6 protein-coding genes are annotated in these 7,108 nt (G+C 70.7%); 5 read left to right on the forward strand and 1 reads right to left on the reverse strand.

What is annotated here, in order from left to right; genetic code table 11:
• The 5 genes from HW577_RS17160 to HW577_RS17180 all read left to right on the forward strand — a co-directional run.
• Nucleotides 1-942: bifunctional aminoglycoside phosphotransferase/ATP-binding protein (locus tag HW577_RS17160; protein ID WP_198377369.1), on the forward strand; the 942-nt coding region annotated here is incomplete at its 5' end.
• A 52-nt stretch (nt 943-994) separates the two neighbouring features.
• Nucleotides 995-1,873 carry a universal stress protein gene (locus HW577_RS17165; RefSeq protein ID WP_198377370.1) on the forward strand — a complete coding sequence of 293 codons (879 nt, stop codon included), beginning with the start codon at nt 995-997 and terminating at the stop codon, nt 1,871-1,873.
• 127 nt (nt 1,874-2,000) lie between these two features.
• Nucleotides 2,001-2,711 carry a pirin family protein gene (locus HW577_RS17170; protein WP_198377371.1) on the forward strand — a complete coding sequence of 237 codons (711 nt, stop codon included), beginning with the start codon at nt 2,001-2,003 and terminating at the stop codon, nt 2,709-2,711.
• Nucleotides 2,712-2,791: 80 nt separating this feature from the next.
• Nucleotides 2,792-5,143, forward strand: a complete 2,352-nt coding sequence (locus HW577_RS17175) for an Orn/Lys/Arg family decarboxylase (RefSeq protein WP_198377372.1) — start codon at nt 2,792-2,794, stop codon at nt 5,141-5,143.
• 29 nt (nt 5,144-5,172) lie between these two features.
• Complete coding sequence (locus HW577_RS17180) at nt 5,173-5,997, forward strand: aldo/keto reductase (RefSeq protein ID WP_198377373.1); 825 nt, start codon at nt 5,173-5,175, stop codon at nt 5,995-5,997.
• 13 nt (nt 5,998-6,010) lie between these two features.
• Here HW577_RS17180 and HW577_RS17185 read toward each other — a convergent pair.
• The coding region (locus HW577_RS17185) for a hypothetical protein (protein WP_198377374.1) at nt 6,011-7,108 on the reverse strand (1,098 nt) is incomplete at its 5' end.

Consider the following 7,108-nt stretch of genomic DNA (forward strand, 5'->3'; position numbering starts at 1 on the left):
GCGGCGCGCGCCGAGCTCGCCCGCATCGCCCCCGCGCTTGCCGGCCGCGGCGCGGCGGGCTTCGTCCGCCGCGGCCATGGCGACCTGCATCTGGGGAACATCTGCCTGTGGGAAGGCCGGCCGACGCTGTTCGACGCGCTGGAATTCGACGAGGCGCTGGCGACCATCGATGTCGGCTACGACCTCGCCTTCCTGCTGATGGACCTCGACCTGCGGCACGGGCGGGCGGCGGCGAACCGCGTGCTGAACCGCTACGTCGCGCGCACCGGCGATGCGGGGCTGGTGGTGGGCCTGCCGCTCTGGCTCTCCCTGCGCGCCATGATCCGCGCGCATGTCGAAGCCGCGCGCGGGCGGGATTGGGCTGCGCTGCTCGCGGCGGCGGAGGCGCATCTGGTTCCTGCGCCGGCGCGGCTGCTCGCGGTCGGCGGACTGCAGGGGACGGGGAAATCCACCCTCGCCCGCGCGCTCGCCCCCACGCTTGGCCGCTGTCCCGGCGCGCTCGTCCTGCGCACGGATGAGGCGCGCAAGCGCCGCTTCGGTCTCGCCCCGGAACAGCGCCTGCCGCCCGAGGCGTATCGGGAGGAGGTGAGCCGCGCGGTGCATGAGGAGGTCTTCGCCATGGCGCGCGCGGCGCTGGCGGCCGGGCATTGCGCGGTGATCGACGCCGTCTTCCTCGACCCACGGCATCGCGCGGCGGCAGAGGAGGTCGCGCGCGCGGGCGGCCTGCGCTTCGACGGCATCTGGCTCGAAGCGCCGCTCGACGTGCTGCGCGCGCGGATCGCGGCGCGGCGCGGCGATGCCTCGGATGCGGATGAGGCGGTGCTGATGCGCGCCGCCGAGGTCGATCCGGGTGCCGTGACGTGGCATCACATCGCGGCGGATGACGCGGCGCGGGCCGCCGCGACGGCCGCGATTGGCATGGACCCCGGTTCCATGTGCTAGGCTCCCACGCCGGGAGACAGAAGATCGCAGCAAGCGAGGGGAGTATCACGTCATGGCCTATCGACGGCTGCTGCTGCCGCTGACCGGGACCGCCGCGGGGGAAGCGGCGCTTGCCACCGCGCTCATTGCCGCGCGCGCCTGGGGCGCGCATGTCCATTGCCTGCATGTGCGCGTCGATGCGCGCGACGTCGCACCGCTGGCGGGCGAGGGCCTGTCGGGGGCGATGATCGAGGAGATGATGGCCGCGACCGAGCGCGAGAGCGGCGAGCGCGCCGATCGCGTGCGCGCGCTGTTCGAGAAGTTCACGCAAGGCCTCGGCGGCGTGACGCTGGCCGACAATCCCGACACGGCGGCCAAGACCGAGGGCCCGACCCTCTCCTTCGAATCGATCGCGGGGCGGGAGGAGGATGTCGTCGCCCAGCAGTCGCGCCTGTACGACATGGCCGTCGTCCCGCATCCCGAAGCGGGGGAGGACGTGTCGAGCAGCGACGCGCTGCACGCCATCCTGTTCGATTCCGGTCGGCCGGTGCTGATCGCCCCGCGCGTCGCCCCGGTCGATATCGGCAACCGCGTCTGCGTCGCCTGGAACGGCACGGCGGAAAGCGCCGCGGCCGTCGCCGCCGCCCTGCCCTGGCTGCACAAGGCCTCGGCCGTGCAGATCCTGTGCTCGGACGAATACCAGCGGCGCGGGCCCAAGGCCGAGGGCATCCAGGCCTATCTGCGCTGGCATTCGATCCAGGCGGAGATCGTCCCCTTCAAGCCGCAGACGCGGGAAGTGGGCGCGGGCCTGCTCGGCGCGGCGCGCGACTTCGGCGCGGACCTGCTGACCATGGGCGCCTATTCGCATTCCCGCCTGCGGCAACTGATCCTGGGCGGCGTGACGCGCCATGTGCTCGAGAACGCCGAGATCCCCGTGATGATGTGCCGCTGACGCAGGCGTCATCACCGGCCTGAATGGCCGTGATCCGGCCCGCGTGGTGGCGGGCCGAGGCCGCACTCTCTATCTGCCTGTCCGAACAGCGGCCCGCCCCGGCGGGCCCAGCAGACGGAGTGCGACGATGATCGAGATCCGCCCCTTCGACAGCCTCGGCAAGGCCAATTTCGGCTGGCTCAATGCCAACCACCATTTCTCCTTCGGCCACTACATGGACCCGCAGCGCATGGCCTGGGGCCGGCTGCGCGTGTGGAACGACGACGAGATCGCCCCGGGAACCGGCTTCGACCCGCATCCGCACCGCGACATGGAGATCATCACCTATGTCCGCGAGGGTGCCATCACCCACAAGGACAACATGGGCAACGAAGGCCGCACCGAAGCGGGCGACGTGCAGATCATGTCCGCCGGCACCGGCGTGGTGCATGCCGAATACAACCTCGAGCCCACAACGACGCGCATCTTCCAGATCTGGATCATGCCCGACCGGCGCGGCGTGAAGCCCGCCTGGGGGGCGAAGCAGTTCCCGAAGGAGAAGCGCGACGCGGGGTTCGAGGTGCTCGCCTCCGGCCGCCCGCAGGATGAAGGCCAGGGCGCGCTGCCCATCAACGTCGATGGCGCCGTGCTCGCCGCGACGCTGAAGAAGGGGCAGACGCTGGTGCAGCCGCTCGCCGCGGGGCGCGCCGCCTACATCGTGCCTGCCCGCGGCGCCGTAACGGTGGAAGGCCAGGCCGCCGCGGCGCGCGACGGCATCGCCATCCGCCAGGTACGCGAATTCGCAATTACCGCGACCGAGGATGCGGAATTGGTGATGGTGGAGATCGCGGACGCCTGACCCGGCGGCGCCTGTCAAGTATCTTTCGTTGAACAACCTCGGGGCGGCCGCTTAGGTGCACCGCCACCCCGGGGGTCACCATGGAATACTCGCGCCGCTTCAAGTTCCTGCTCTGCGCCCCCGCCTTCGAAGAGGAGGGGGACCTGGAAGGCGAGCGCCTCGCCCAGATCGTCCGGGAGATCACGCAGGATGGCTACCAGGTGCTGCGGGCCCGGCGGGAGGACGACGCCGAGCTCGTCGTGCGCACCGACGCCGCGATCGGCTGCATGATCGTCGACTGGGGCAAGAAGGGGCTTGCCGGCAAGTCGGCGCCGCTCATCTCGCTGACCCGCAAGCGCGGGCTCGACCTGCCGGTCATCGTGCTGGTGCGCCGCCACCGGCTGGAGGACATCCCGGTCGAGGTGCTGGACGACGTGGACGGCTTCATCTTCCTGGCGGAGGAGACGCCGGACTTCATCGCCAAGAATCTCGTCTCGCGGCTGCGCCAGTATGCGGAAAGCCTCAAGACGCCCTTCTTTGGCGCGCTGGTGGACTATGCCGAGCAGGGCAACATGCTGTGGACCTGCCCGGGCCATAATGGCGGGGTGTTCTACCGCCGGTCCCCGATCGGGCGGATCTTCGTCGAGCATCTGGGCGAGGCGATCTTCCGCGACGACCTCGACAATTCCGTCCTCCAGCTCGGCGACCTGCTGACGCATGAAGGCCCCGCCGCGGCGGCCGAACGCGCCGCGGCCGAGATCTTCGGCGCCGAGCGCACCTATTTCGTGCTGAACGGCACCTCGACCTCGAACAAGGTCGTGCTGTCCGCGCTGCTCGCCGATGACGACCTGGTGCTGTTCGACCGCAACAACCACAAGGCGGCGCATCACGGCGCGCTGTTCCTCGGCGAGGCGATCCCGGTCTATCTGGAAACCGACCGCAACCTGCACGGGCTGATCGGCCCGATCCGCCCCGAGGCGTTCGACGAGGCGCGCATCCGCCAGGCGATCCGCGACAATCCGCTGGTGGCGGACAAGGCGCGCGCCGATGCGCCGCGCCCCTTCCGCGCCGCGGTCATCGAACAGTGCACCTACGACGGCACGATCCTGTCGGCCGAGCAGATCCTCGCCCGCATCGGCCACCTTTGCGACTACATCCTGTTCGACGAGGCCTGGGCGGGCTTCATGAAGTTCCACCCGCTGTTCCGGGGGCGCTTCGGGATGGGGCTGCAGGGGCTGGGGCCCGACAGCCCCGGCATCATCGTCACGCAGAGCACGCACAAGCAGCTCGCCTCCTTCAGCCAGGCGAGCCAGATCCACATCAAGGACAGCCACCTGGGCGAGCAGCGCCGGCGCGTCGAACATCGGCGCTTCAACGAATTCTTCCTGCTGCACGCCTCGACCAGCCCCTTCTATCCGCTGTTCGCCTCGCTCGACGTGGGCGCGCAGATGATGAAGGGCCGCTCGGGGGAGGTGCTTTGGGACGACACGGTCCGGCTCGGCATCGAGCTGCGCAAGAAGCTGCGCATGACCGCGCGCGACTTCGCATCGGCCGAGGATCCGGCGCGGCGCTGGTTCTTCGACCCCTTCGTGCCCGACACGGTCGAGGTCGCGACCAGGGGCGGCGAGCCCCGGCGCATCGCCTGGGAGGACGCGCCGACGGACCTTCTCGCGGCCGACCCCGCGCTGTGGGAATTCCGCGAAGGCGAGGCCTGGCACGGCTTCCGCCACGTCGCACCCGGCTGGGCGATGACCGACCCCAACAAGCTCACCATCCTGACGCCGGGCTTCGACCGGGCCGCGGGCACCTATGCGGAGCACGGCATCCCGGCACCGGTAGTGGCGGAATACCTCCGCCAGAACCGCATCGTGTGCGAGAAGAACGACTTCAACTCGCTGCTGTTCCTGCTGACGCCCGGCGTCGAAAGCGGCAAGGCGAGCACGCTTCTCTCCCACCTCGTCTCCTTCAAGATCCTGCACGACGCCAATGCGCCGCTCGAGGAGGTGATCCCGGACTTCGTCGCCCGCCGCCCGGCGCGCTATGCCGGAGTACGGCTACGCGACCTGTGCGCGGGGATGCACGCTCTGTATCGCGATGCCGGGATCTCGGCCCTCCAGGGCGCGCAGTTCCGCGCCGAGCACCTGCCCGAGATCGCCATGGCGCCGCATGAAGCGGTGCGCGCGCTGGCGCGCAACCGGGTGGACTACCTGCCGCTCGATGCCATCGAGGGGCGGGTCGCGACCACGCTCTGGGTCGTCTATCCGCCGGGCATCGCAACGATCGTCCCGGGCGAGCGGCTCGGCGCCCGCGCGCGGCCGATGATCGACTACCTCCGCGCCTTCGAGCGCGCGGCCAACGCCTTCCCCGGCTTCGAGAGCGAGGTCCAGGGCCTGCATCGGGAGCCGCAGCCGGACGGCACGGTGCGCTTCTATACCTACGTGACGCAGGAGTAGCCTTCCGCGAAACCACCGGAGGACGCCCCATGCCCAGCCTGCCCGACGGCACGCCCATCCCCGCCCTAGGGCAGGGCACCTGGCACATGGGCGAAAAGGGCGCGGCGCGGAAGGCCGAGGCCGACGCGCTGCGCCTCGGCCTCGACCTCGGCATGACGCTGATCGACACCGCCGAGATGTACGCCGAGGGCGGGGCGGAGGAGGTGGTGGGCGAGGCCATCGCCGGCCGGCGCGCGGAGGTCTTCCTCGTCTCCAAGGTCTATCCGCACAACGCCTCCCGTCGCGGGGCAGTCGCGGCCTGCGAGCGGAGCCTGAAGCGCATGAAGGTCGAGACCATCGACCTGTACCTGCTGCACTGGCGCGGCAGCGTGCCGCTGGCGGAAACGGTGGAGGCCTTCGAGGCATTGCGCGCGGCGGGCAAGATCCGCCGCTGGGGCGTGTCCAACTGCGACGTGGACGACCTCGAGGAACTCGGCCCCGCGCTCGCCGATTGCGCAACGGACCAGGTGCTCTACAGCCTCGAGCATCGCGGCGTAGAATTCGACCTGCTGCCCTTCTGCGCGGCGCGACGGATGCCGGTGATGGCCTATTCGCCGATCGGCCAGGGCGGCAAGCTGCTGCGCCACCGCGCGCTGGCCCGGGTCGCGGCGCGGCAGGGTGCGACGCCGGCGCAGGTGGCGCTTGCCTGGACGCTGCGCGACGCCACCATCGTCAGCATCCCCAAGGCGTCGGACCCTGCGCATGTGCGGCAGAACGCTGCGGCGCGGGAACTGGCCCTGACGGCCGAGGATCTGGCCACGCTCGACGCCGCCTTCGCCCCGCCCACGCGCAAGCGCGGGCTGGCGATGCTTTAGGACAAGGCCCGGCTCAGCCCCATTCGCGCGCAAGGACCATCGCGCGCTGAACATAGGCGAGCGGCACCGAGATGCCGGGCGGCGCGCGGAAACTGCTGAAGGCGCCGGAATCGAAGGTCTCCGGCTGATAGGGCTGCATCGCCACCCCGATCTCCGATCGCGCCAGCCCGCGGATCTGCGCGATCTGCTTCTCCTCGTCCGGCTCGCTCGCCCGTGCATTGGCGCGCATCGCCGACAGCAGGGGGTCGTAGCCCTCCTTGCCCGGCCGGCGGGACAGGGCGCGGATCTGGTCATCGGAAAGGGAGCGCCGCACCGGGATGATGGTGTCCAGCGCCGCGACCGTCGCGGCTTCCGACAAGGGCGCGCCGCGCGTCGTCCCCGCGGCGCGCGTCAGCACCTGGTGCAGCGTCCCGACGTAGCGGCGATAGAGCGCGCGGCGATGCTCGCCCAGCACGTCGGGCTCATGGCCCTTCGGCCCGTGGCCGAGCGGCGGGGCGAACATGCGCCCGTTCGAATCGTCCCGGTGCGCGAAGCTGTCGCCCAGCGGATGCAGCGACAGGCCGAACTCGAATTCCTGACCGCGCGACGGGTTGTAGGCGCCGCTGATGTCCATTCGGCGGCGCGTCTCCGCCTCGCATTCGCGGCCGGTCAGCGCATGCAGCCCGCGCTGGACGTTCAGCCAGTTGAAATAGGCCTCGCTGCGTTCGTAGCGGGCGATCGCCGGCGGCGGGACGACATGCTGGGCATAGGGCGAGTTGCGGAACACCTCGGCGAGGATGGAGCGTTCGAAATTCGCGTAGCCCGCCACCATGTCGGCGTAGCGGTCGGAGGCGTAGGAGGCGATGTCCTCCTTCACCATCTCGATGCCCGCCGGAACGGCGTTCAGCTCATCGATCTCGTCGGCCATCTGCGTCCAGAAGGCGAGGCGATAGGCGAGCGGGTCGCCGATGCCCGCGGCCAGCGCGACGAAATAGACCGTGTAGTAGTGTCCGGCCTCGCCCCAGCAGGCGGGATCGCGCGGGTCGAGCGCAAGGCCGATCGCAGCGCGGCGCCCGACGATCGCCGCGCGCGCGGCCCGCTCCGCCTCGCGCTCCGCCGCGGCGGGACGCGC

The sequence above is a fragment of the Neoroseomonas rubea genome (genome assembly GCF_016106015.1).
GTDB lineage: Bacteria > Pseudomonadota > Alphaproteobacteria > Acetobacterales > Acetobacteraceae > Neoroseomonas > Neoroseomonas rubea.